Below are 23,454 nucleotides of genomic sequence, written 5' to 3'. Positions count from 1 at the left end.
ACAATGGAACAGGTTGTCATTGTCGATGCAATTCGCACACCGATGGGCCGTTCAAAAGGCGGCGCTTTCCGCAACGTGCGCGCGGAGGACCTCTCCGCCCATCTGATGCGTAGCCTGCTGGCACGTAACCCGGCGCTGGAAGCCAGCGCCATCGACGATATTTACTGGGGCTGCGTACAGCAGACGCTGGAGCAGGGTTTCAACATTGCCCGCAACGCCGCGCTGCTGGCGGAGATCCCTCATTCCGTCCCCGCCATCACCGTCAACCGGCTGTGCGGCTCATCTATGCAGGCGCTGCATGATGCGGCGCGGATGATCATGACCGGCGATGCGCAAGTTTGTCTGGTGGGCGGCGTTGAGCATATGGGCCACGTGCCGATGAGCCACGGCGTCGATTTCCATCCTGGCATGAGCCGCAACGTCGCAAAAGCGGCGGGGATGATGGGGCTGACCGCCGAAATGCTGTCGCGCATGCACGGCATCAGCCGTGAAATGCAGGATGCATTCGGTGCACGCTCCCACGCCCGAGCCTGGCAGGCCACGCAATCGGGCGCGTTCAAAAACGAGATCATTCCCACCGGCGGCCACGATGCCGATGGTGTATTGAAGCAGTTTAACTATGACGAAGTGATCCGACCGGAAACCACCGTCGAAGCGCTGTCCACGCTGCGACCAGCTTTCGATCCGGTTAGCGGCACGGTTACCGCCGGAACATCATCCGCTCTGTCGGATGGCGCCTCCGCGATGCTGATCATGAGCGCCAGCCGCGCCCGCGAATTGGGCCTGACGCCGCGCGCACGCATCCGTTCAATGGCGGTAGTCGGCTGCGATCCGTCAATCATGGGTTACGGCCCGGTTCCGGCCTCGCAGCTGGCGCTGAAAAAAGCCGGACTGACCGCCAGCGATATCGATCTGTTTGAGATGAATGAAGCCTTTGCCGCACAGATCCTGCCGTGCATAAAAGATCTGGGGCTGATGGAGCAGATCGACGAGAAGATCAACCTGAACGGCGGTGCAATCGCTCTCGGCCATCCGCTGGGGTGTTCAGGTACACGTATTAGCACCACGCTGCTGAACCTGATGGAACGCAAAGATGCCCAGCTTGGCCTGGCGACGATGTGTATTGGTTTAGGTCAGGGGATCGCTACGGTGTTTGAACGCGTATAACGCTTTAAACGAATCTGTCTCAAAACCAAGCGTTCCAGAGCAAAGCGGCAACTGAGTGATTCCCCGGAAGCATAGATACACTATGTGACCGGGGTGAATAAAGGCAGCCAACGCAGCGATGGGACGCATGGCGAAGAGAGAATGTAGTTGCCGTTTTTCCCGCCTGTCAGGGGCGGGTTTTTTGATCAAATGAAAGCAAACGCATCGCCAAACAGGCGATCTTCACGCGCGCCGCGCTCATTGCAGAACAGGTCACGGGCAATCTTCGCCATCTCGAAACGACCTGCGATATAGATATCGTGTTCGGAGAGCGAACCAAAATCCTGCATCACCGCTGCCAGCACCGTGCCGGAGCGACCGCGCCAGCCCTCTTCCGGCTGCTCAACCACCGGTACCACACGCAGATTCGGGTGATCCACCGACAGGGCTTCCAGCTCGGCCAAATCGTACAGATGCTTCTCCTCACGCCCGCCCCAGTAAATACTCACTTCACGGTTCGGGTTTTGCGCGAGAGTGGTCAGCAGAATCGAGCGCGCATAAGAGAAGCCAGTACCGCCCGCGATCAGCACCATCGGGCGCTCCTCGTCATCACGCAGCCAGGCATCGCCATGCGGAATGTCGATAACAATTTCGCGGTCTTTCAGAATGCGGTCCATCACCGCCATGGCATAGAGATTCAGCTCTGACGCGCCAATATGCAGTTCAATATAATCATGCTGATCCGGCGTGGATGCCATTGAGAAAGGACGCTTGTCTCGCTCATCCATTACCACCATCAGATACTGACCAGCGCGAAACGAAAAAGCCGCCTCCGGCACTAAACGGACACGATATACGGTATCAGTGATGGCATCTACCGAGGTCACTTTACAGCTTAAGGTTGTCATGCGCTCTCTCTGTCGGGTCTATTTTCGTCATTCAATATGGCCAGTTCGTCCCAGATGGCGTCAATTCTCGCCGTCACCTGAGGATCTTTTTTGATTGGGCGTCCCCATTCACGCTGGGTTTCCCCCGGCCATTTATTGGTGGCATCCAGCCCCATTTTTGAGCCAAGACCGGAAACCGGCGAGGCAAAGTCCAGGTAATCAATCGGCGTGTTTTCCACCAGAACCGTATCCCGCGCGGGATCCATACGGGTGGTGATCGCCCAAATCACATCATTCCAGTCGCGCGCGTTCACATCGTCATCGCACACGATCACAAACTTGGTGTACATAAACTGGCGCAGGAAAGACCAGACGCCCATCATGACGCGTTTTGCATGGCCCGCGTACTGTTTCTTCATTGTCACGACGGCCAGGCGATAGGAGCAACCTTCCGGCGGCAGATAGAAATCGACAATTTCCGGAAACTGCTTTTGCAGGATCGGCACGAACACTTCGTTTAACGCCACCCCCAGCACCGCCGGCTCATCGGGCGGACGACCTGTATAGGTGGAGTGATAAATCGCGTCTTCACGCCGGGTAATGTGCGTTACCGTAAACACCGGGAAGTTATCAACTTCATTATAGTAACCTGTGTGGTCGCCATACGGCCCTTCAGGGGCCATTTCACCTGGCTCGATGTAGCCTTCCAGTACAATTTCCGCGCTGGCAGGCACTTCAAGATCGTTGGAAACGCACTTCACCACTTCAGTTTTTGTACCGCGCAATAGCCCGGCAAAAGCGTATTCAGAGAGCGTGTCCGGCACCGGCGTTACCGCGCCAAGAATGGTCGCTGGATCGGCGCCCAGCGCAACCGCCACCGGGAAACGTTCGCCGGGATGCGCAGCCTGCCACTCCTGGAAGTCCAGCGCACCGCCACGGTGGGAGAGCCAGCGCATGATCAGCTTATTTTTACCGATCCGCTGCTGACGATAGATCCCCAGGTTCTGCCGCTCTTTGTGCGGTCCACGAGTCACCGTCAGCCCCCAGGTAATCAGCGGCGCGGCATCGTCCGGCCAGCACTGCATGATGGGAATGGTGGTCAGATCAACTTCATCGCCCTGCAGCACTTTTTGCTGACAGGGCGCGCCGCGCAGACGTTTCGTCGGCATATTCAGTACTTGCTTAAACTGCGGCAGCTTATCGAAGAGATCGCGGAAACCTTTTGGCGGCTCAGGCTCTTTCAGGAACGCCAGCAGTTTACCCACCTCACGCAGCGCGCTGACATCCTCCCGCCCCATACCTAACGCGACGCGACGCGGCGTACCGAACAGATTACACAGCACCGGCATCGTATAACCTTTCGGATTCTCAAACAGCAACGCCGGGCCACCGGCACGCAGAGTGCGATCGGCTATTTCGGTCATTTCCAGATAAGGGTCAACCGGCAGCGTGATGCGCTTCAGTTCCCCTTGCTGCTCAAGCAATGTCAAAAAGTCGCGTAGGTCGTTGTATTTCATGCGGTGTATTATCGCCTCCAGATAAGCGCTTTATTATACGGTGTTCAATCTGAGGTTGCTGTATTTTTGTTAAATCGACGTGAAATTCAGCAGCGCCTGGCGTGAGCGTTATAATGAACTTAGCCATCGTGCTGCGGTTTTGATATTCTTTCGCCCGAACTTACGGAAAAGAGTCATTATGCAATCCTGGTATCTACTTTACTGCAAACGAGGCCAGCTCCAGCGCGCCCAGGAACATCTCGAACGCCAGGCGGTCAGTTGCCTGACGCCAATGATCGCCCTGGAAAAAATCGTACGCGGCAAACGCACAATCGTGAATGAACCGCTTTTTCCCAACTATTTGTTTGTAGAGTTTGATCCCGAGGTGATTCACACCACCACCATTAACGCCACGCGCGGCGTCAGCCACTTCGTGCGTTTTGGTATGCACCCGGCTCGCGTTCCCCCCTCGGTTATCCATCAGCTTTCGGTCTATCAGCCGGAAGGCGTGACCGATCCCGAAACGCCCTTTCCAGGTGATGATGTGGTAATTACCGAAGGCGCACTTGAAGGGTTGCAGGCCATCTTTAAGGAGCCTGACGGCGAAACACGCTCGATGTTGCTGCTGCATATGCTGAATAAGCAGGTACTGCAAAGCGTCAAAAATACCGATTTCCGTAAGGCCTGAAGCGGCGTTAAAACGCGATGCCAAACAGACGCTGCACGTTTTTATCCGTCACCGTATCCAGCCACTGAACCTCTTCGCCACGCAGCGAGGCGACCGTGGCGAGAATATGCCCCAATAACGCCGGTTCATTACGCCGCGATGCGGGCTTCGGCACCAGATCGCGCGGCAGCAGGTAAGGCGCATCCGTTTCGATAAGCAGCCGCTCGGCTGGAATCAGTGGCACCACTTCGCGTAATTCCTGCCCACGACGTTCATCACACACCCAACCGGTAATCCCAAGGTACATACCGCGATCGAGGCAATCTCTGGCCTCCTGCGCTGAGCCGGTAAAGCAATGCAACACGGCGCCTGGCAGCTTATTCAGCCACGGATCTAACAAAGCCAGAAAGCGCTCATGCGCATCGCGACAGTGCAGAAAAACAGGCATATTCAGTTCAGCGGCCAGCGCCAACTGGGCGCTAAAGGCGTATTCCTGTTCACGCGGCGTGGAGAAATTGCGATTGAAATCCAGCCCGCACTCTCCCACTGCCACCACTTCCGGCAATGATGCCAGAGCACGGATTGCCTGTGCGGTTTCCGCCGTCCAGCCGCTGCTGTCGTGAGGATGCACGCCCGCTGTTGACCAGCAGTGATGGTAGCGCTGTGCCTGTTGTTGTGCCTGCTGACTCTCATGCAGATTGGTACCGGTTATCAACATACCCTTGACGCCCGCCGCTTGCGCACGCGCGACCACCTCGCGCTGATCTCTGGAAAACTGCGAACTGGTCAGATTGACGCCGATATCAAACATGTTCTTCCCCATACAAAAACCGCCCTGACGGGCGGTTAGTTACTCTTCACTGGTTTCTGTGTCGTTCTCATCATCGCTAATACGGCGCTTGCCGACATAGAAGCGGGCGAAGAAGACGCCAATTTCAAACAGGCAGTACATCGGTATCGCCAGCAGCGTTTGCGAGAAGACATCCGGCGGCGTCAGAAGCATGCCAACGACAAATGCGCCTACCAGCACATAAGGACGCTTTTGTCGCAGATCGGCAGGCGTGGTTACCCCCATCCAGCACAACAGCACAATGGCTACCGGCACTTCAAACGAGACGCCAAAAGCCATAAACAGCGCCATGACGAAGCTGAGATAGCTGGCGATATCAGTAGAAACCTGCACCCCTTCCGGCGCGGTATGCGTCAGGAAGCCAAACGCCAGCGGAAACACCACAAAGTAGGCGAATGCCATGCCGATATAGAACAACAACGAGCTGGAGATCAGCAACGGCACGACCAGGCGGCGCTCATGCTTATACAACGCCGGAGCAACAAATGCCCATACCTGATACAGAACGACCGGCGCCGAGAGGATCAGCGACACCATAAAGGTCAGCTTGATCGGAGTAAAAAACGGTGAGGCAACATCCGTGGCGATCATTGTCGCCCCGACCGGCATCTGTTTGATGAGCGGCGCGGAAACGAGCTGATAAATATCATTCGCGAAGTAAACCAGCGCGAGGAAAATCACCATTACGGCGATAATGCAGTTCAGCAGACGCTTACGCAGCTCAATAAGATGTGCAATAAGCGGTTGGGTATCGTCTACAGCCATGTTCAGGATTTTTCACTTGAAGAAGGTGAGGAGTCGGAAACCGGAGCCGTGTCTTTTACCGCGGGGTTTACCGTCGGCGATTTTTTCTCTTCATCGGCTTCGGGAGCTTGCTGCGGCGCGCTGGCCTGATGCTCAGCGGTAGACGGCGTAACGCCTTCGCGCTGCGCTTCGCTCTCTTTCACCACCGGGTTATGGATGGTATTTGCTTCATCGCTCGCTTTTTCCGCATCGTGAACGCTGTATGAGCGCTTCATCGATTCCGCCGCCTGGCGCAGTTCGTCCATTGACTCTTTTAATTCCGGCGTCAGGTTTTCCAGACTCGCTTTCTCAACCTTTTTCAGGCTTTCCTGGAACTCCTGAAGCTTCAGTTCCTGCGTCAATTCATTCTGCACCGTTGTCGCCAGCGAGCGTAATGCGCGGACCCAGCCCACAATAGTACGCACTGCCACAGGCAGACGCTGCGGCCCCAGCACAACGAGGCCGATGATAAAAACGAGTAACAGTTCGCCAAAACCTATATCGAACACGAATTACACCTGCTCTTTGTCGTGACGTTTTTCGTCTTTTTTAGCGTCGTTGGATTTTGCATCGTCAGAGAGGGATTTCGCGGTGAAATCTGCATCTTGTGCCGATTTATCCTGCTTTTCCTCTTTATCATCATCGCTGATGGCTTTTTTAAAGCCTTTGATGGAAGCCCCAAGATCGGAGCCAATCGAACCGAGTTTTTTCGTTCCGAACAGCAGCACGACGATAACGACAATAATCAACAACTGCCAAATGCTGATACCACCCATACATAATCCTCTGTAACAGATGATGTTAAAAACAGGCCTCAGTATACACATTATCCATTACGCTGCCTCTTTGTTGGCAGCTTCTGTGCTTCAGGCCCCCGATATGCACCAATGGCTTAGCGCGTCTTGTACCAACCTGCCAGCCAGACAACAACACCGCCAGCGACAACCCACAAGGGAGCAAGCCCCCAGTCGGGCCGATTGATCAACAGTAGCGTCCCACTAAGCAACAATGTTGCACCAATACCAAACAGATAACGGGATTGCCCCTGACGTACATGGTTAACCTGTAGTTCGCTGGCAATCTTATCAACGCTCTGCTGCAAATGTTTACCTTGCTGCAAACCGTTGTAGATCAGTTCAGGAAGCTCCGGCATTTTCTCTATCCAGAACGGTCCTTTCTCTTTTAACGCCCGGACCAGCGCAGGAATACCCACCTGATCTTTGATCCACGTTTCGAGAAAAGGTTTCGCCGTTTTCCACAAATCGAGTTGCGGATAGAGCTGACGACCGACACCTTCAATGTAGAGCAAGGTTTTTTGCAGCAGCACCAGTTGCGGCTGCACTTCCATATTGAAGCGACGAGCGGTGTTAAAGAGATTAAGCAGCACGTGGCCAAAGGAGATTTCCGCCAGCGGCTTCTCAAATATCGGCTCGCACACCGTACGAATGGCGAATTCAAACTCTTCGACATTGGTGTCCGGCGGCACCCAGCCGGAGTCGACATGCAGTTCTGCCACTTTGCGGTAATCGCGGTTGAAGAAGGCAATAAAGTTCTCCGCCAGGTAGCGTTTATCCTCTTTGTTGAGCGAACCCACAATGCCGCAATCGATGCCGATATACTGGGGGTCTTCCGGATGATCGTAGCTGACAAAAATATTGCCAGGATGCATGTCGGCATGGAAAAAACTGTCGCGAAAAACCTGGGTGAAGAAGACCTGCACGCCGCGCTCAGCCAGCAATTTCAGGTTGGTGCCGTTCTTTTCCAGCGCCACAACATCCGAGACCGGAATACCGTAAATGCGCTCCATTACCAGCATATTCTGGCTACAGTAGTCGGAGTAGATTTCCGGCACGTACAGCATCGGGCTGTTTTCGAAATTACGCCGTAACTGGATCGCGTTGGCGGCTTCACGCAACAAATCCAGCTCATCGATCAGCGTTTTTTCATATTCCCGCACGACTTCACGCGGACGTAAACGACGGCCGTCCGGCAGCAGGCGCGGAACCCACGCCGCCAGGCGGTAAATAAGCTTAAGATCGGCTTTGATCACCGGCAGAATATCCGGGCGGATCACCTTGATCACCACCTCTTTGCCACTCTCTTTCAGCCGCGCGGTATGAACCTGAGCAATCGATGCAGACGCCAGCGGTTCAATCTCGAAGTCGTCAAACCAGGTTTCAACAGGCAGATCGCCCATCGCTTTTTCGATCTGTTGTTTGGCAAGATGCCCGTCAAACGGCGCGACACGATCCTGTAGCATTGCCAGTTGATCGGCAATCAGCGGCGGGAAAAGATCGCGGCGGGTAGAGAGCATTTGACCGAATTTGATCCACACCGGTCCCAGTTCCTGCAACGCAAGACGCAGCCGTTCTCCAAGTGCTTTATCCTTGTGCCGGTTAGGCATCCAGAACAGCATCCTGCGCCAGATCCGCAGCGGCAGGGTGATACGCATTCTGGGAATGAGCTCATCAAGCCCGTAACTCAAGAAAGTCTGGATGATGAAATAGAGCCGCCGCAGTTCACCTGGCGTCATTTGCCCTCCAGTTTATCCAGGCGCTGAGCTAATGCTTCCGTCGCACGTTCCACGGCCGCCGTCTCTTCTGCAAACCAGGCCACTTCCAGAGCGCCCGGCGCGACGCGCCACTCTTCGGTTAACACTTCAGCGACGTAGCGTTGTTGGCGCTGAACGCCGTGGCGCAGTAAGCGCGCGCCACCGCGCAGGAATTTACTGATCCCCTCGGCGGCAATATCACCCGTCCAGGGAGCAAGCACCTCAGCGGGATCGAACTCAGCAAGATCGGCAAGCGCCACCAGGTTTTGCACGACCTGAATATCCCCCTGTACTTCCAGCTCGCCGCTGCGGATAAGCGCAGTCAGTTGCTGGCGATCGCGCAATTTCGGCAGCACCCGCAACTGGGTGATAACCGAACAGTCGGCCTCGCCTTCCCATTCGCTCAGGACATCGATCTGCTGTTCGCTGAACACCAGCACAAACGGCGAGGAAAACTCCTGCAAAACAACGCGTAAAACTTTGCCATACAGACGCTGACGCGCTGATATCAGCGCGCTCTCGCGGTAGAGAAAGGTATTCAACGCACGTTCGATTCCGGCGGCCACCATCGGCTTAAAGGGCATACGCACTCCTGTCAGAATTTGTAGCCACGGTGCAGAGCAACAATACCGGCGGTCAGATTGTAGTAATCAACGTTTTCAAAACCCGCGTCCTGCATCATCGCTTTCAGGGTCTCCTGATCGGGATGCATACGAATGGATTCCGCCAGATAGCGGTAGCTGTCGGCATCGCTTGCCACCAGTTGGCCAATGCGCGGCAGAACATGAAAAGAGTACGCGTCGTACACTTTGCTTAGCGGCTCAATAATCGGTTTGGAAAACTCCAGCACCAGAAGACGCCCGCCCGGTTTCAACACGCGGAACATGGAGCGCAGCGCTTGCTCTTTTTCCGTTACGTTGCGCAAGCCGAAAGAGATGGTAATGCAGTCGAAGGTATTATCCGGGAACGGCAACGCTTCTGCGTTTGCCTGTACATACTCGACGTTACCGATAATGCCGATGTTGCGCAGCTTTTCGCGCCCCATTTTCAGCATTGAGTCGTTGATATCAGCCAGCACAACCTGCCCGGTTTCACCCACCAGACGCGAGAATTTAGCGGTCAAATCGCCAGTGCCGCCAGCCAGATCGAGAACTTTCTGCCCACGGCGTACGCCGCTGCAATCAATGGTAAAACGCTTCCATAAACGGTGAATGCCCATCGACATCAAATCGTTCATAACGTCATATTTTGACGCGACCGAATGGAAAACATGCGCCACCATGTCGGCTTTGTTTTCTTTGGCGACGGTCTGAAAACCAAAGTGTGTTGTCTCTTTTGAATCTTCCGCCATCTTAGTGCCTGCTATTTAAGAATTTGTTTGTGAAGTGTATCAGATTGGACGCAATTGCCCTACGATTCAACCGGCCGATGACGCCTTCTGGCCAGGTTCCTCATCCTGCGTTGCATCGTCTAACTGATTGTCTTCATTATATTCGTTTAACGCTTCCTGCCCTGCTCGCAGGCGAAACTCTTCATCCTGCGCCTGCGCTTCAGCCGTTAATTCTGGATTAATCTCACGCTTGATCTCAACGCCAAGGCCGCGAAATGCCTCCGCCTGTGCCAACACGTTGCCGCGCCCGGCGGTGAGTTTTTTCATCGCCTGACGGTAATTATCCTGTGCTTTATCCAGGCTCTGGCCGATGGACGACATGTCATCAACGAACAGGCGCATTTTGTCATACAGTCGACTCGCCCTTTCTGCAATCTGCTGTGCGTTGCGACTTTGATGCTCATAGCGCCAAAGGTTGGCGATGGTGCGCAGCGCCACCAGCAGCGTGGTCGGGCTGACCAGCATAATGTTATTCTTCAGCGCTTCCGTTATCAGTTCGGGCTGTCTGTCGAGGGCAATCAGGAATGCCGGTTCCACCGGAATAAACATCAGAACGTAGTCGAGGCTACGCAGGCCGGGAAGCTGCTGATAATCTTTGCGCCCCAGCAGGCGAATATGATTACGTACCGAGGCAATATGCTCCTGCAATGCGCCTTCGCGGGTAAATTCATCCTCGGCGTTGAAGTAGCGCTCGTAGGCTACCAACGTCATTTTGGCATCAATCACCACATCCTTGCCCTGCGGTAAGCGCACGATCACATCCGGCTGCATACGCGCGCGGCTGTCGTTTTCCAGGCTGACCTGGGTTTCATACTCGTACCCTTCGCGCAGACCGGAGGCTTCCAGCACGCGGGTCAGCACCACTTCGCCCCAGTTGCCCTGCGTTTTATTATCGCCTTTCAATGCGCGCGTCAGGTTGATGGCCTCCTGCGCCATCTGGGCGTTCAACTGTTGCAGATTGCGGATTTCATGCGCCAGCGTATGGCGTTCGCGCGCTTCCTGGCCAAAGCTCTCCTGCACCTGACGGCGAAAACCGTCGAGCTGCTCGCGCAGCGGCGTTAGCAGGCCGTTCAGGCTCTGGCGGTTCTGTTCATCCACCCGCCGGTTGCTCTGCTCAAAAATGCGGTTCGCAAGGTTTTCAAATTGTTCGCTGAGACGCTGCTCGCTACTGTGCATCTGGCGTAGCTTCTCTTCCGCATGCAACTGGGTGGATTCCAGACGGGTGGTGACTTCACGAAGATCGGCTTCCAGCGAGCTGTTAATATGTTGCAGGCTGCGCAGCTCGTTATTGAGCAGTTCGCACTCTTCACGCCAGTGTTCACTCTGAACTAACTGCTGGCGGGCGGCGCTCAGTTCACTAAACACATCACGTTGCTCGGCAAGCAATTCCGCCTGCTGCTGCGCTCCGCGCCAGCTTGCAGCCAGCCAGCCGACCAGTAATCCTGCCAGCGACAGCGCTGCCATGACGATGATTGAAGTGTCCACCACGCCTCCTCCAGACCTTATCCGTACAGCGGGAATTGTGCTGTATAAACGTCCAGTTGGGAAGGGCTTTTCCTGCGAGGCGCTACGCAGAAACGGAAAGGGATTTGTCAGGCCCGGTAAATGCAGCATTACCGGGCACCGGGAGAGAGGAATTACAGCAGGCGACGCGCAGCTTCCACCACGATTTTCACGGCGTGGCTTTCGGTCTGTTTCATCGTTTCTGCGTTCGGGATCTCCTGCTGGGTACGATTCACAATCACCCCAGCCACCATCCCGGCGCGCAGCCCCTGGCTTGAACACATGGTCAGCAGCGTCGCGGATTCCATTTCATAATTCATCACACCCATTGATTGCCACTCTTCCATTGAGCCTTTAAAGCTTTTCACCACACGCCCGGAGAATGTGTCATAACGCTCCTGGCCAGGGTAAAAGGTGTCGGAAGATGCCGTTACGCCAATGTGTTTGGTTGCGCCAATCGCATCCGCCGCTGCGACCAGCGCCGTGGTGCAGGCAAAGTCAGCTACCGCCGGGTATTCCATCGGCGCAAAATGCAGGCTGGCGCCATCAAGGCGCACGGAGGCGGTGGTAATCAGTACATCGCCAACATTGATATGCGGCTGAATCGCCCCGGTCGTGCCGACACGCAGAAAAGTGCGGATGCCAAGCTGCGCCAGTTCTTCTACGGCGATAGAGGTTGACGGACCGCCAATACCGGTGGAACACACAATAACTGGTTTGCCATCCAGTTCGGCACGCCAGCTGGTAAATTCGCGGTGAGATGCCAGCTTGACCGGCTTATCCATCAGCGCGGCGATCTTTTCCACACGCTCCGGATCGCCAGGGACGATCGCCAGCGTAGCCCCTTGTAAATCGTTTTTGGTGAGACCGAGATGAAAAACATCAGACCTGGACATAACAGACTCCTCTGTGGTTGGTTTTATCAGGAGAGGCAAAAAGCCACTTTACAGAAGGCGCCTGTCCGTTTTCGTGATTGACGTCACCATGAACGAAAATGTTTGCATATCATTTCCATAAATTAGTGATTCATATCACATTAACATGCTGTATCTCACTACGCAGCAGCAAAGATAGTCGATGAAACGGGGATTTGCGCGCGCGCCAGACCTTCCGTCTATAGTTATTGGAGCGCTAATAAAAGGGTATGGAGAATGCCATGACAACCAACAAACAGCCGGGCTTTGCACCTGCGGCTTCGCCTCACGCTTCCACCATCGTTCACACACCGGAGGACGCCCTAATCGCAGGCGAAACCTCCATTCCAACGCAGGGTGACAATATGCCTGCGTTTCATGCCCGCCCCAAAAATGCCGATGGCCCGTTGCCGATTGTCATTGTGGTACAGGAAATTTTCGGCGTACATGAACATATCCGCGATCTCTGCCGCCGCCTGGCGCTGGAAGGTTATCTCGCCATTGCGCCTGAACTCTACTTCCGCCAGGGCGATCCGAATGATTTCGCCGATATCCAGACGCTACTGAGCGGGCTGGTCAGCAAGGTGCCGGATGCCCAGGTGCTGGCCGATCTCGACCACGTCGCCAGTTGGGCGGCGCGCAATGGCGGCAATGCGCATCAGTTGTTGATCACCGGTTTTTGCTGGGGCGGCCGTATCGCCTGGCTGTATGCGGCGCATAACCCGCAGTTGAAAGCCGCGGTAGCCTGGTACGGTAAGCTGGTGGGAGAGAAATCTCTCAACTCGCCGCGCCACCCGGTAGATGTCGCAACCGATCTGACCGCGCCGGTACTGGGTTTATACGGTGCGCAGGATACCGGCATTCCGCTCGAAAGCGTGGAAACTATGCGCCAGGCGCTGCGGGCAGCCAATGCCACTGCCGAGATTGTGATTTACCCGGAAGCGGGCCATGCCTTTAATGCCGACTACCGCCCGAGTTATCATGAAGAGTCGGCAAAAGATGGCTGGCAACGCATGCTGACATGGTTTGCCCAGTACAGTAAAAAATAATATCCGTGCCGGGGAAATTCCCCGGCCAGCAATATTAAAAATAAAATGCTAATACGAGAATTTCAGGAATTTCTGACCGTATTAACACTGAATGAAGGGAAACTGATTTATATGAAATCTTCGTTTTTCATTAAGAAAAAGTTTGATGGGATCAAGAAAATTCCATTACCCTATCAGAAATAAGAAATTGCTCCCCCGAAAACACTCAACGATAGCATCTTTTAATAGCATGTATTTTAATGTCTTTTATAATTTCAGCATAAAAAAACACCAGCAAAAAAAATGATTTTACATTTTTGTGGCGACCAGACATTGAACCTGGCTGGTTTACCTGTTCTTCTCTTCCATGCAATACTTTAGATACACCTTATTACAGGCAAGCGCCTTTAATAAGATTATGCTTAGCGCATATTAAAAAAGGAATGACTCATATTTTTTGACGGCACTAAATAACTGCACAGACTAACACCACAGAGTGGTGTTGGACATAACAAAACCCGGACTAAGTTCCGTAAAAAATGATTTCTTCTGCGCAACTATTTATTAGCGTTTTTTCTTATATTTTCATACAGGGTAGTCACGTGAAAAAAAATATTTCAGCATTGTCACTTTTAGCCGTATCTATTTGTTTTTTCCCTGACATCGCCTCAGCCGCATCCTCCCATTCTGCAACGTCGACCCAAACGTTTTCAGTCCAGCTTGGCGCCTCTCGTTTGATTTATGATCCTGCGTCTAACGGTACAACCCTGACGGTAACCAATCCGCAGGATTACCCCATTCTGATTCAGTCTCAGGCGCTGGAGGAAAACAGGAAGAATAAAGCACCGTTTGTTGTAACGCCCCCGCTGATGCGCCTGGACGGACAGCAGTCCAGCCGATTACGTATTGTGCGCACCGGCGGTAATTTCAGGGCCGACCGTGAAACTTTACAGTGGTTATGTGTTAAGGGAATTCCCCCTAAAGCGGGAGACGAGTGGGCAAAAGAAAAGGCCGATAAAGTATCACTGAACATTCAACTCACTATAAATAATTGCATCAAACTGCTCATTCGGCCAGGCGCGTTAAAAGGCCATCCTGACGATGCAGAAAATCGCCTGCAATGGCAACAGCACGGTAATAAGTTGACCGCAACGAATAACTCACCGTTTTACATTAATATCAGTACACTAAAAATTAATGACATTACCGTACAGGATATCAAGTACGTTGCGCCCTTCTCTTCGCGTGATTTCACACTGCCTTCCGCGACAAGAAGTAAAAGGATTGAATGGAAGATCGTGAACGATTACGGCGGTGAAAGCCAGACCTGGCAAACTAACGCAGAATAACCATGTTATTTAATGCGACACGGCGTAGAAGCAAGCGCATTTATTATGCATATGAATATGTGAAATTAACATGCAGGTGCTAATTTATTGAGACCACTCTTGCTCTATGACAACGATGCGCGTTTTTATCCTCTTTGATTTTGTGTTTATCGAAGGGCAGAAGATATATTTAGGGCCACATTACTGTTTATAAAACAATAATATTCAACGTTGTTTAACTCACATTTATATGACAGTAAAACAATATTATATTCTGCCATTATTCTCTTTTGGGATAGCTGCCTGCACATGTTCATCAGTGAATGCGGCGGCAGAAAGCTGGTCATTTGATCCCGCACTGTTAGGTGGCGAAGAAGGAAGAAACGTTGATATTTCGGTTTTTAACGAAGGAAGCCAGCTACCTGGAATTTACCCGGTAGACATTTTGCTAAATGGCGACGTGGTGGACTCCAGGGAGATGGTATTCCACCAGGCGCGTGATAAAAGTGGCAAGCGTTTTCTGAAAACCTGCCTGACTGAAGCACTGCTGACACAGTATGGCGTGAAAACAGAACAGTACCCTGGTCTGTTTGCCGCTCGCGCTTCAGAGAAAACAACCGATGACGAAACACAGCAATGTGCGGCGCTGACGGCTATTCCGCAGGCGACAGAAACATTCCAGTTTTATCGGCAGCAATTGTTGCTCAGTGTCCCGCAGGCAGCACTGCGCCCGAAGGTATCAGGTCTCGCGCCGCAGGAACTCTGGGATGATGGCATTCCTGCCCTGCGGATGAATTACCGCATAAATACGGCCCGTTCGACGTCATCAGGCAGTGGATCCTCAACGAATAGCACCATATTTGCCCAGCTCGAACCGGGAGCGAATCTCGGTGCCTGGCGTTTGCGGAACCTGACAACCTGGCAGAAAGAGGGCCAATCGCCAGGAAAATGGCAGACAGCCTGGACCTATGCGGAACGCGGATTATATGGCCTGAAAAGCCGTCTGGCATTGGGGGATCGTTATACCCCGGCCGACATCTTTGACAGCATTCCATTTCGGGGAGTGATGCTTGGCTCCGATGAAGCAATGGTTCCCTATAACCAAAGAGAGTTCGCCCCTGTTATTCGGGGGATCGCGCATACGCAGGCCCGGATTGAAGTCAAACGTAGCAATTATGTGATTTACAGCACCACCGTTGCACCAGGGCCGTTTGCGTTGACAGATCTTCCCTCCGCCGGTGACGGCGGCGACTTACAGGTGACAGTTTTTGAAAACGACGGGCGCCAGCAAAGTTTTATTGTGCCCTCGACCACGCCAGCTATCGCGCTGCGTGAAGGTTACTTCAAATACAACCTGATGAGCGGTCGCTATCGCCCGTCAAATGGCGCGGTCAGCGATAGTTATGTTGCTCAGGCGTCACTGATGTATGGGCTGCCATGGGGCATAACGGCCTACGGTGGTTTACAGGGCGCAGCACATTACAGCGCAGCATCGCTGGGGTTAGGGGTATCACTCAATAGGTTGGGCGCTATTTCGCTGGATGGCATTCAGGAACAGAGAAAGCCGCACAGAAAAGCGCATGCACAAGGCAGCGCCTGGCGCGTGCGCTACAGCAAAAACATTGAAGCGACGAATACTGCATTCACATTTTCCAGCTACCGCTACGCCTCGTCGGGATTCCACGGATTGTCGGCAGTGCTGGACAGTGATCGGGCGCATGACGCTGGCGAATACCTGAATCAGAACAATTTGCGCCGTAAAACGCGCTCCAGCCTGACGCTCAGCCAGTCCCTGGGACAGTGGGGTTCAGTGAGCCTGACGGGGGCCAGGGAGAGCTACTGGCAACAGCGCGGGACGCGGGATGAGCTGATGGTCTCCTGGTCCACAAGTTTCCACGATGCCACATGCTCATTGAACTGGACGCAACGCCAGGAGCCGGTTTACCACAGCGGCGCGCAGCCAGCCGGGCGTAAAACGGATCGGGAAGTGAGTTTCTGGATTAGCCTGCCTCTGGATCGCTGGATGGGAAACCACACACGGGCCAGTTATCAGATGGTAAACGGGGATATACGCGGTGCGCAGCATGAGATGGGACTGAATGGCGACAGTTTTGATCGCCGTCTGAGTTGGGATGTACGTGAACGGATGACGCCAGGCAACCCGGCGACTGACCGAAACAGCAGCCTGGTTAATCTGACCTGGCGCGGCGCTTATGGTGAATTGAAAGGCGGCTATCGCTATAGCCCATCCTCCCGACAGATGAATGCGGGCTTGGCTGGCGGCGTAGTGATTCATCGCCATGGGATCACGCTGGGCCAGCCGCTGGGAGAAACCGTGGCGCTGGTGGAAGCGCCGGGCGCAGCAGGCGTATCGGCAGGCGATATCCCCGGAGTGAAAACCGATTTTCGTGGATACACCACGCTGGACTATGTGATGCCCTATCAGGCGAATTTAGTGACGCTCGATCCCAATACCCTACCCGCTGATGTTGAAGTCCCGCAAACGGACACCCGGATAGTCCCCACAGCAGGTGCAGTCATCGCGGCGAAATTCTCAACCCGGACAGGTGCCCGTGCCGTCATCACGCTGACTCAGGCGAATAACCGTCTGGTGCCCTTTGGCGCGTTGGTCACGCTTGCGGGTAATGAGACCAATACCGGAGCAGGCATTACGGGTGATGGTGGAGAGGTTTACATGAGCGGGCTTCCACAAACGGGAAGACTCCTGGTCTCGCTGGGTCATGAACGCTCGTGCATAGCGGACTACCGTCTGCCTGAAGAAAAAAGCTCGGCGGGTATCTATGCCCTTAGCGCAATGTGCCATTCAGCATGAAGGTATCTGAAATGAAAAAGAAAATCGCACTCCCGTTACTGATAGCAACCGCGATCTGTTTACCCGCAGCAGAGGCGCAGGCAGCGGAAACCATACCAGAAGTCACGCTGAACATACGTCCGCCCCAGGACACCAAATTGCGTGATGGCACTGTTATCGGCCGCGGCCGGATGGTTTTTCAGGAGGCACATTCCGGGTATCTGGTCTGGCTGAATGCACAGAAGAGCACTTCGGCACCGGGGCGCTATGTACTGACGGGAAAACGTAATTCTGCGCACCAATTGCGGATCCGGCTGGCAGGTGAAGGCTGGTCAGGGGAGAACAAGGATCGAGGCGGCATTGTCAGGAGCACTTCCGCGACGCGAGCCAGCTTTCAGATTGTCATCGACGGAAACCAGCAAGCCGTTGCCGATGAGTACGTCATTACGGCCAACGCGCTTGCCATCGTCCCCTGAACAACGAGCACAACGCATTACGCTGGCTTCAGGATCGGAAGCCTGCGCAACAGGTTGTCACCTGTAAAGGTGACGCCACCCACGTCCAGGTATGCGGCGCGGGATCAATTAACGATGATGAAACTAAAGGAATGATTTATGAAAAAGATAATGCTGACCACCTTACTGGCGCTGATGAGCAGCCAGAGTTTTGCCGCGCTGACATCCCACGGTAGCGCCACCACCAGCATGACCCTTAACGCACCAGCAATATGGAGCATCACCAAAGGCGTAGAAGCAGAAGGAATCCTTGGGGCAGGCAACACCTATACCGACGACAGCATTCTGAACCATGCTGCGACCATCATTATTAAGAACGACTCGACGGCGGCGGGCACGTACTACATTCGCGGACAAGGGGATTCCCTTGAGACCGACGGCACAATTGTGTGGGTCAATGCCAGCGACAGTACGCAAAAACACGTTGTATCAAATCTTACCACCACGCTCGACAGTACCTGGAGTGCCGCCGACACCGCCTTTAAATCGAACAACCCGCTGGGTGCAGGCGATGAGAAAACGTTCAGTTTTTATGGGCAGGCCGGCGATACATTTGAACCCGGCACTTATAACCTCTCGATCGAGTTGTTAACTGAAACGCCGTAACACCGCTGCGTGAGGTCACGCTGGCATAGAGGGTTAACTGCTCTACCCATTTTTACGGTTTTCCTGAATGAGAAGCCGCACCACAGCTTTTGTGTCTTTGTCGCATCCAAAGTTGTGTAATGACAATGAAATTAAAGGAATGATGATAATGAAAAAAGTAATGCTAACTACTTTACTGACCCTGATGAGCAACCAGAGTTTTGCGGCACTGACATCCCATGGAAGCGCGACCACCTCCATGACGCTGAATGCGCCAACATCATGGAGCATTACCAAAGGCATGGACGCTGAAGGAACGCTGGGGGCAGGCAATATCTATACTGGCGATTCTATTATGGATCATGCTGCGACCATCATTATTAAAAACGGATCGACCACCGCAGGCACTTATTACATCCGTGGGCAGGGGGATTCTCGCGGGAGTAATGGCGATATCGTATGGGTTAGCACCAGTAACAGCGCGGAGAAACACCTTGTGCCGAATCTGGGGGTCAATCTCGACAGTACCTGGAGCGCGGCGGACGATGCTTATAAATCCAATAACCCGCTGGCGGCTGGCGCGGAGCAAACATTCAGCTTTTATGGCCAGGATGGCGATGTGTTTGAACCCGGCGTCTACACCCTCTCTCTGGAGTTGTTAACCGAAACGCCGTAATACCTCAAAAAACGCCGCCGGGGAACATTCCGGCGGCGCATGGCTGTTTACTGCTGACGCAGGTTCTGCGCGGCTTTCACCATGTTAGCCAGCGCGGCGCGGGTTTCCGGCCAGCCGCGGGTTTTCAGACCGCAATCCGGGTTCACCCACAAACGCTGTGCCGGAATGCGCTGCGCCGCTTTTTGCAGCAGGGCTTCGATCCACTCCACGCTCGGCACGTTCGGCGAGTGAATGTCGTACACGCCCGGTCCGATTTCGTTCGGGTATTCGAACTCTTCGAACGACTCCAGCAGTTCCATATCCGAACGCGAGGTTTCGATGGTGATCACATCCGCATCCAGCGCGGCGATAGAATCCATGATGTCGTTGAACTCGCAATAACACATATGTGTGTGGATCTGCGTGTCATCTTTCGCCACCGCCGCATTAATACGGAACGCTTCCACACCCCACGCCAGATAAGCCTCCCAGTCGCTGCGGCGCAGCGGTAAACCTTCGCGCAGTGCTGGTTCGTCGATCTGGATGATGCCAATGCCAGCAGCTTCCAGATCGGCCACTTCATCACGCAGCGCCAGCGCGATCTGTTTGGCGATGGTTTCGCGGGTGACATCTTCGCGCGGGAAAGACCAGCAGAGGATGGTGACCGGACCGGTCAGCATGCCTTTGACCGGTTTGTCGGTCAGCGATTGTGCGTACTTCGCCCACTCGACGGTAATCGCTTCCGGGCGGCTCACATCGCCGATCACTACCGGCGGCTTCACGCAGCGAGAGCCGTAGCTCTGTACCCAGCCATTTTGCGTAAAGACGAAACCATCAAGGTGTTCACCGAAGTATTCCACCATGTCGTTACGTTCAGCTTCGCCGTGTACCAGCACATCCAGCCCCAAACGCTCCTGTTCAATAATCGCCTGTTTAATGTGTTCAGCGATACCGGTGCGGTAATTGCCCGCATCTAAACGTCCCTGTTTAAAATCCAGACGCAAGCCGCGGATCTCGGTGGTTTGCGGGAACGAGCCGATAGTCGTGGTCGGCCACGCTGGCAGGTTGAAACGCACGCGCTGCGCTTGTGCACGCTCAGCGTACGGACGCGCGCGCTGGCTGTCCTGCGCGGTGATCGCCGCCAGACGTTTTGCCACCGCCGGGTTGTGCACGCGGGTAGAGTGGCGGCGCGCCTGGATCGGGGCGCTCCATTCATTCAGTTTTTCTGTGTTGCCGCTGTTCAGGGCATCACGTAACAGCGCCAGTTCTTCACATTTTTGCAGGGCGAAGGCGAACCAGCTTTTCACTTCGGCATCAAGACGTGTCTCAACACTCAGATCGATCGGGCTGTGCAGCAGCGAGCAGGAAGAGGCAACCCATAGCGGGCGTTTGCCGACCACATCCTTAATCTGCGCATATTTTTCACTCAGATCGGCGCGCCAGACGTTACGGCCATTCACCAGACCGGCAGAGAGCAGCCAGTCGGCAGGCAGACGCTGATGCAGCTGCGCAACGTTGTCTTTACCGTGTACCAGATCGACATGCAGACCCTGCACCGGCAACGCGGTAATGGTGTCCAGGTTCGGCGTGACGCCTTCGAAATAGGTGGTCAGCAACAGTTTTACTTTGCCGTTCAGGGCGTCATACGCCGGTTTGAAGGCGTCCAGCCACGCTTGCGGCAGTTCCAGCACCAGCGCCGGTTCGTCTATCTGCACCCACTCAATACCGCGTTTCGCCAGTTCGGCCAGCACTTGCTGGTAAACCGGCAAAATATCGTTCAGCAGGCTTAAGCGATCGAATTGTTCGCCTTTCACTTTGCCCAGCCACAGGTATGTGACCGGCCCAAGCAGTACGGGTTTCACCTTGTGGCCCAGCGCCAGCGCTTCGTCCACTTCATCCAGCAGTTGCGTCCAGGTCAGTTTGAATTGCTGGCCTTTGCTGAATTCCGGCACCATGTAGTGGTAGTTGGTGTTAAACCATTTGGTCATCTCTGCCGCTGCCGCCGGTTCGCCGGTCGGTGCGCGACCGCGGCCGATGCGGAACAGGGTATCGATATCGACAGAGCCGTCGTTGTTCTGATGACGAGCCGGCACATTGCCCAGCAGCAGGCTGGTGGTCAGAACATGGTCGTACCAGGCGAAATCACCGACCGGCAGCAGGTCGATCCCGGCCTGTTTTTGTTGATCCCAGTGACGGGCGCGCAGCTCGCGCCCTACCGCCAGCAACTCTTCGCGAGAAGAATTTCCCGCCCAGTAACTTTCTTGCGCTTTTTTCAGCTCGCGACGCAGGCCGACGCGAGGAAAACCGAGGGTGTGGTTTTGTATTGTCATGTCTTCTTCCTTTAATTATTTGATTCTGAATGTAAAACTCTAAATAGTTCGGCTGGCAGGAAGGCGGCAACGTAGCGTGTCCCCAGGAGCTTACTGAAGTAAGTGACTGGGGCGCGCAAGGCAGCCAACGCACCTGCAAGTCGAAATATGACGAGTTTAGACGTCCAGATGTTTACACATCCATATTGTGAAGGTACTGTATAAACCTCAAGCGCAAATTGTTCATGCCGGGGTGAAGGACATTCATGATCGAAATTAAACACCTGAAAACGCTACAGGCGTTACGAAACAGCGGGTCGCTGGCTGCAGCAGCGGCAACGTTGCATCAGACGCAGTCGGCGCTTTCCCACCAGTTCAGCGATCTGGAACAACGCCTCGGCTTTCGTCTGTTTGTGCGTAAAAGTCAGCCGCTGCGTTTTACGCCGCAGGGCGAGATCCTGCTGCAACTGGCCAATCAGGTTCTGCCGCAAATCAGCCGCGCGCTGCAGGCTTGTAACGAGCCGCAGCAAGCCACGTTGCGCATCGCGATTGAGTGCCATAGCTGTATTCAATGGCTAACGCCTGCACTTGAGAACTTCCGCCAGAACTGGCCGCAGGTGGAGATGGATTTCAAATCCGGCGTGACCTTTGACCCGCAGCCTGCGCTACAACAGGGTGAGCTTGACCTGGTGATGACATCCGACATTCTGCCGCGCAGCGGCCTGCACTATTCACCGATGTTTGATTTTGAGGTACGGCTGGTGATGGCGCCGGATCATCCGCTGGCGGCAAAAGCGCGCATCACACCGGACGATCTTGCCAGCGAAACGCTGCTGATCTACCCGGTGCAGCGTAGCCGCCTTGATATCTGGCGTCATTTCCTGCAACCGGCGGGCATCAGCCCGGCGCTGAAAAGCGTTGATAACACGCTATTGTTGATTCAGATGGTTGCCGCCCGGATGGGGATCGCGGCGCTGCCGCACTGGGTGGTGGAGAGTTTTGAACGCCAGGGTCTGGTGGTGACCAAAACCCTGGGCGAAGGATTGTGGAGCCGGCTGTACGCGGCGGTGCGCGACGGCGAGCAGCGTCAGCCGGTTACAGAAGCGTTTATTCGCTCAGCGCGGAACCACGCGTGCGATCACCTGCCGTTTGTGCGGAGCGCGGAGCGACCCAACGGCGATGTACCCACAGCGAAGCCATTATCACCGAACCACCAATAATAAAGCTCGGCCAGTGCGGCTGTTCCTGCCAGATAGCGAGGTTGACCAGCAGCCCGGCGGGAACATGCACATTGTTCATAATGCCGAGCGTCCCGGCGTCAACCTGCGTTGCGCCGTAGTTCCACATAAAGTAACCCAGACCGGAAGCGACCACGCCCAGCCATACCAGCACGCCCCACTGCAAAGTGGTTGTCGGCAGCTTCTGCGGGTTACCCATCACAAACCATGCGGTGACAGCAACAACAAATGCCCCCAGATAGAACCACGCAAAGGCGTTATGCTGCGGCATGGGCCGCGTTTCCATCAGGCGTTTATAACCAACCATGCCAATGGCGAAGCTGATGTTCGCCAGCTGTACCAGAATCAAACCGATCCAGAAGTGATCGCTGACTTTGTCATAACGAATAATCGCCGCGCCAATCACCGCCAGCCCGGCGCTCAGGGCGTAGCTCCAGCGCAGCCCGCGCTTACTCAGCAGATCGTAAATCAGCGTAACGTACAGCGGCGTGAAGACAGTAAACAGCAGGAATTCAGAGACCGTCAGGTAGAGATACGCCTGAAAGCTGAACAGGTACATAATGCCAAGCTGCATCGCGCCCACCAGCATATAGAGGCCAATGGTTTTCAGGTTGTGCCCGCGCGTGCGCAGGAACGGTAAAAACACCAGCGCCGCCAGCCCCACGCGCATCAGCACGGAGAAATAGCTGTCAACATGGCCAGCAAGGTATTCGCCTATCAGGCTAAAGGAAAAGGCCCACAGGATCGTGGTGATGATCAGTAACGCCACAATGAAGCTCTCTCAAAATAGTGAGGCT

At 54.4% G+C, this 23,454-nt stretch carries 22 protein-coding genes; 9 read left to right on the top strand and 13 right to left on the bottom strand.

Features of this window, described 5'->3' with window-relative positions:
• Positions 1-3 precede the first annotated feature (3 nt).
• The gene (gene fadA / locus CWM66_RS27010) at positions 4-1,167 is read left to right on the top strand and encodes an acetyl-CoA C-acyltransferase FadA (RefSeq protein WP_035889523.1); all 1,164 of its coding nucleotides are present in this window, start codon (positions 4-6) and stop codon (positions 1,165-1,167) included.
• A 185-nt stretch (positions 1,168-1,352) separates the two neighbouring features.
• Here fadA and fre read toward each other — a convergent pair whose 3' ends face one another.
• Together fre and ubiD are read right to left on the bottom strand one after the other, a co-directional pair.
• Positions 1,353-2,054 (bottom strand): NAD(P)H-flavin reductase, encoded by a 702-nt coding sequence (gene fre, locus CWM66_RS27005; protein ID WP_035941924.1) that lies wholly within the window; start codon positions 2,052-2,054, stop codon positions 1,353-1,355.
• Positions 2,051-3,550, bottom strand: coding sequence for a 4-hydroxy-3-polyprenylbenzoate decarboxylase (gene ubiD, locus CWM66_RS27000; RefSeq protein WP_007369131.1), 1,500 nt, complete (start codon positions 3,548-3,550; stop codon positions 2,051-2,053). Before ubiD ends, fre begins: the two co-directional genes overlap by 4 nt.
• Positions 3,551-3,728: 178 nt before the next feature.
• On the opposite strand from ubiD, the gene rfaH reads away from it, so the two are divergent.
• Positions 3,729-4,217 (top strand): transcription/translation regulatory transformer protein RfaH, encoded by a 489-nt coding sequence (rfaH, locus tag CWM66_RS26995; protein ID WP_035889526.1) that lies wholly within the window; start codon positions 3,729-3,731, stop codon positions 4,215-4,217.
• A gap of 7 nt (positions 4,218-4,224) precedes the next feature.
• On the opposite strand, the gene tatD is transcribed toward rfaH, so the two are convergent.
• The 9 genes from tatD to udp all read right to left on the bottom strand — a co-directional run bounded on the left by tatD (position 4,225) and on the right by udp (position 12,169).
• On the bottom strand, positions 4,225-5,007 hold the full coding sequence (gene tatD, locus CWM66_RS26990; RefSeq protein ID WP_007369133.1) for a 3'-5' ssDNA/RNA exonuclease TatD: 783 nt from the start codon (positions 5,005-5,007) through the stop codon (positions 4,225-4,227).
• Positions 5,008-5,046: 39 nt separating this feature from the next.
• Positions 5,047-5,811 carry a Sec-independent protein translocase subunit TatC gene (gene tatC / locus CWM66_RS26985; RefSeq protein WP_007369134.1) on the bottom strand — a complete coding sequence of 255 codons (765 nt, stop codon included), beginning with the start codon at positions 5,809-5,811 and terminating at the stop codon, positions 5,047-5,049.
• A gap of 2 nt (positions 5,812-5,813) precedes the next feature.
• The gene (gene tatB, locus CWM66_RS26980; RefSeq protein WP_007369135.1) at positions 5,814-6,338 is read right to left on the bottom strand and encodes a Sec-independent protein translocase protein TatB; all 525 of its coding nucleotides are present in this window, start codon (positions 6,336-6,338) and stop codon (positions 5,814-5,816) included.
• 3 nt (positions 6,339-6,341) lie between these two features.
• A complete protein-coding gene (gene tatA, locus CWM66_RS26975) occupies positions 6,342-6,605 on the bottom strand; it encodes a Sec-independent protein translocase subunit TatA (RefSeq protein ID WP_007369136.1) in 264 nt (87 codons plus the stop codon).
• 116 nt (positions 6,606-6,721) lie between these two features.
• On the bottom strand, positions 6,722-8,362 hold the full coding sequence (gene ubiB / locus CWM66_RS26970) for a ubiquinone biosynthesis regulatory protein kinase UbiB (protein WP_007369137.1): 1,641 nt from the start codon (positions 8,360-8,362) through the stop codon (positions 6,722-6,724).
• Complete coding sequence (locus CWM66_RS26965; protein ID WP_035889528.1) at positions 8,359-8,964, bottom strand: SCP2 domain-containing protein; 606 nt, start codon at positions 8,962-8,964, stop codon at positions 8,359-8,361. The genes ubiB and CWM66_RS26965 overlap by 4 nt, the downstream gene beginning before the upstream one ends.
• Before the next feature lie 11 nt (positions 8,965-8,975).
• The gene (gene ubiE / locus CWM66_RS26960; protein ID WP_007369139.1) at positions 8,976-9,731 is read right to left on the bottom strand and encodes a bifunctional demethylmenaquinone methyltransferase/2-methoxy-6-polyprenyl-1,4-benzoquinol methylase UbiE; all 756 of its coding nucleotides are present in this window, start codon (positions 9,729-9,731) and stop codon (positions 8,976-8,978) included.
• 66 nt (positions 9,732-9,797) lie between these two features.
• Positions 9,798-11,255 carry a DNA recombination protein RmuC gene (gene rmuC / locus CWM66_RS26955; protein WP_035889556.1) on the bottom strand — a complete coding sequence of 486 codons (1,458 nt, stop codon included), beginning with the start codon at positions 11,253-11,255 and terminating at the stop codon, positions 9,798-9,800.
• A 152-nt stretch (positions 11,256-11,407) separates the two neighbouring features.
• Positions 11,408-12,169, bottom strand: a complete 762-nt coding sequence (gene udp, locus CWM66_RS26950) for a uridine phosphorylase (protein WP_035889531.1) — start codon at positions 12,167-12,169, stop codon at positions 11,408-11,410.
• A 260-nt stretch (positions 12,170-12,429) separates the two neighbouring features.
• Between udp and CWM66_RS26945 the strand changes: the two genes are divergently transcribed.
• The 6 genes from CWM66_RS26945 (at position 12,430) to CWM66_RS26920 (ending at position 19,131) form a co-directional block, all read left to right on the top strand.
• Positions 12,430-13,236, top strand: coding sequence for a dienelactone hydrolase family protein (locus CWM66_RS26945; protein ID WP_007369142.1), 807 nt, complete (start codon positions 12,430-12,432; stop codon positions 13,234-13,236).
• Positions 13,237-13,817: 581 nt separating this feature from the next.
• Positions 13,818-14,564 (top strand): fimbria/pilus periplasmic chaperone, encoded by a 747-nt coding sequence (locus CWM66_RS26940; RefSeq protein ID WP_233218436.1) that lies wholly within the window; start codon positions 13,818-13,820, stop codon positions 14,562-14,564.
• Between the two features lie 229 nt (positions 14,565-14,793).
• The gene (locus CWM66_RS26935; protein ID WP_158262969.1) at positions 14,794-17,376 is read left to right on the top strand and encodes a fimbria/pilus outer membrane usher protein; all 2,583 of its coding nucleotides are present in this window, start codon (positions 14,794-14,796) and stop codon (positions 17,374-17,376) included.
• An 11-nt stretch (positions 17,377-17,387) separates the two neighbouring features.
• Complete coding sequence (gene afaD, locus CWM66_RS26930; RefSeq protein ID WP_158262968.1) at positions 17,388-17,831, top strand: AfaD family invasin; 444 nt, start codon at positions 17,388-17,390, stop codon at positions 17,829-17,831.
• 138 nt (positions 17,832-17,969) lie between these two features.
• Positions 17,970-18,476, top strand: coding sequence for a hypothetical protein (locus tag CWM66_RS26925; protein WP_035889533.1), 507 nt, complete (start codon positions 17,970-17,972; stop codon positions 18,474-18,476).
• Positions 18,477-18,624: 148 nt separating this feature from the next.
• Positions 18,625-19,131: a hypothetical protein gene (locus CWM66_RS26920; protein WP_007369149.1), complete on the top strand. Its 507-nt coding sequence runs from the start codon at positions 18,625-18,627 to the stop codon at positions 19,129-19,131.
• Between the two features lie 47 nt (positions 19,132-19,178).
• On the opposite strand, the gene metE is transcribed toward CWM66_RS26920, so the two are convergent.
• A complete protein-coding gene (gene metE / locus CWM66_RS26915; protein ID WP_071921783.1) occupies positions 19,179-21,440 on the bottom strand; it encodes a 5-methyltetrahydropteroyltriglutamate--homocysteine S-methyltransferase in 2,262 nt (753 codons plus the stop codon).
• Positions 21,441-21,685: 245 nt separating this feature from the next.
• Here metE and metR point away from each other — a divergent pair, with 245 nt between their 5' ends.
• The gene (gene metR / locus CWM66_RS26905; RefSeq protein ID WP_007369151.1) at positions 21,686-22,639 is read left to right on the top strand and encodes an HTH-type transcriptional regulator MetR; all 954 of its coding nucleotides are present in this window, start codon (positions 21,686-21,688) and stop codon (positions 22,637-22,639) included.
• On the opposite strand, the gene CWM66_RS26900 is transcribed toward metR, so the two are convergent.
• A complete protein-coding gene (locus CWM66_RS26900) occupies positions 22,527-23,426 on the bottom strand; it encodes a carboxylate/amino acid/amine transporter (RefSeq protein WP_064568866.1) in 900 nt (299 codons plus the stop codon). The two genes, metR and CWM66_RS26900, sit on opposite strands and share 113 nt — an antisense overlap.
• Between the last annotated feature and the right edge of the window lie 28 nt (positions 23,427-23,454).

Origin of the sequence: Kosakonia sp. H7A (genome assembly GCF_003028445.1) — a bacterium.
Taxonomy (GTDB): domain Bacteria; phylum Pseudomonadota; class Gammaproteobacteria; order Enterobacterales; family Enterobacteriaceae; genus Kosakonia; species Kosakonia radicincitans.
Note: the sequence above shows the minus strand (reverse complement) of the source record. Positions and strands in the feature narration are given on the sequence as shown.

What these genes read in the sequence shown, in the direction of transcription:
- fadA (WP_035889523.1), top strand. Translation starts at nt 4, where the DNA reads ATGGAACAGGTTGTCATTGTCGATGCAATTCGCACACCGATGGGCCGT.
- fre (WP_035941924.1), bottom strand. Translation starts at nt 2,054, where the DNA reads ATGACAACCTTAAGCTGTAAAGTGACCTCGGTAGATGCCATCACTGAT.
- ubiD (WP_007369131.1), bottom strand. Translation starts at nt 3,550, where the DNA reads ATGAAATACAACGACCTACGCGACTTTTTGACATTGCTTGAGCAGCAA.
- rfaH (WP_035889526.1), top strand. Translation starts at nt 3,729, where the DNA reads ATGCAATCCTGGTATCTACTTTACTGCAAACGAGGCCAGCTCCAGCGC.
- tatD (WP_007369133.1), bottom strand. Translation starts at nt 5,007, where the DNA reads ATGTTTGATATCGGCGTCAATCTGACCAGTTCGCAGTTTTCCAGAGAT.
- tatC (WP_007369134.1), bottom strand. Translation starts at nt 5,811, where the DNA reads ATGGCTGTAGACGATACCCAACCGCTTATTGCACATCTTATTGAGCTG.
- tatA (WP_007369136.1), bottom strand. Translation starts at nt 6,605, where the DNA reads ATGGGTGGTATCAGCATTTGGCAGTTGTTGATTATTGTCGTTATCGTC.
- ubiB (WP_007369137.1), bottom strand. Translation starts at nt 8,362, where the DNA reads ATGACGCCAGGTGAACTGCGGCGGCTCTATTTCATCATCCAGACTTTC.
- CWM66_RS26965 (WP_035889528.1), bottom strand. Translation starts at nt 8,964, where the DNA reads ATGCCCTTTAAGCCGATGGTGGCCGCCGGAATCGAACGTGCGTTGAAT.
- ubiE (WP_007369139.1), bottom strand. Translation starts at nt 9,731, where the DNA reads ATGGCGGAAGATTCAAAAGAGACAACACACTTTGGTTTTCAGACCGTC.
- udp (WP_035889531.1), bottom strand. Translation starts at nt 12,169, where the DNA reads ATGTCCAGGTCTGATGTTTTTCATCTCGGTCTCACCAAAAACGATTTA.
- CWM66_RS26945 (WP_007369142.1), top strand. Translation starts at nt 12,430, where the DNA reads ATGACAACCAACAAACAGCCGGGCTTTGCACCTGCGGCTTCGCCTCAC.
- CWM66_RS26935 (WP_158262969.1), top strand. Translation starts at nt 14,794, where the DNA reads ATGACAGTAAAACAATATTATATTCTGCCATTATTCTCTTTTGGGATA.
- afaD (WP_158262968.1), top strand. Translation starts at nt 17,388, where the DNA reads ATGAAAAAGAAAATCGCACTCCCGTTACTGATAGCAACCGCGATCTGT.
- CWM66_RS26925 (WP_035889533.1), top strand. Translation starts at nt 17,970, where the DNA reads ATGAAAAAGATAATGCTGACCACCTTACTGGCGCTGATGAGCAGCCAG.
- CWM66_RS26920 (WP_007369149.1), top strand. Translation starts at nt 18,625, where the DNA reads ATGAAAAAAGTAATGCTAACTACTTTACTGACCCTGATGAGCAACCAG.
- metE (WP_071921783.1), bottom strand. Translation starts at nt 21,440, where the DNA reads ATGACAATACAAAACCACACCCTCGGTTTTCCTCGCGTCGGCCTGCGT.
- metR (WP_007369151.1), top strand. Translation starts at nt 21,686, where the DNA reads ATGATCGAAATTAAACACCTGAAAACGCTACAGGCGTTACGAAACAGC.